General features: G+C 50.6%; 2 protein-coding genes. Both read left to right on the top strand.

All coding sequences use genetic code 11. The features are described from left to right. On the top strand, window positions 1-180 hold a 180-nt coding region (locus E1297_RS00800; RefSeq protein WP_209015547.1), incomplete at its 5' end, for a hypothetical protein. Window positions 181-254: 74 nt separating this feature from the next. Then, window positions 255-509, top strand: coding sequence for a hypothetical protein (locus E1297_RS00805; protein ID WP_155132692.1), 255 nt, complete (start codon window positions 255-257; stop codon window positions 507-509). Window positions 510-536 lie beyond the last annotated feature (27 nt).

Consider the following 536-nt stretch of genomic DNA (forward strand, 5'->3'; position numbering starts at 1 on the left):
TGGCGGGCTTTTTTCATGGAGAAAACGATGCCCACAAAACTGGAAGAACTCGAAGCCCGGATTGAAAAACTGGAGCGGCGGTTCACGCCGCCAGAGATGTCGGAAGCTCAGAACGAAGCGCAGGCAAAAATGATCGCGGACCGGCTTATCCAGATGGTTTCTGCAAAGGCGGATCATTAGGATTTTCGCCCTTGCTTCGAACCGAGAATCTGAAAATCAACCGGCCCCGCAAGGGGCTTTCCATGGAGAAAGCAATGACTGATCAAAACGATATCCAGAAAATCATAGACGCTATCACAGCGCTGTCGACGCAAGTGTCAATGGTTGAAACGCGTGTAGCCGCGCTCACGTCTCAGGTTGAATTTCTTGAATGCCATGTAAACGTGACTAGCGCGGATACAACGCATCTGAATCAAAGCGTGAACATTCTGACCTCTCGCGTCTTGGAAACCGAAGTTCAAGTCACGTCCCTTGCCGCTGCCGTCGATCAACTCAAAAGCGAGCATTGAGGGACTGACGCATGACTAATGTGATCT

Source organism: Roseibium sp. RKSG952 (assembly GCF_009711355.1).

What these genes read in the sequence shown, in the direction of transcription:
- E1297_RS00805 (WP_155132692.1), top strand. Translation starts at nt 255, where the DNA reads ATGACTGATCAAAACGATATCCAGAAAATCATAGACGCTATCACAGCG.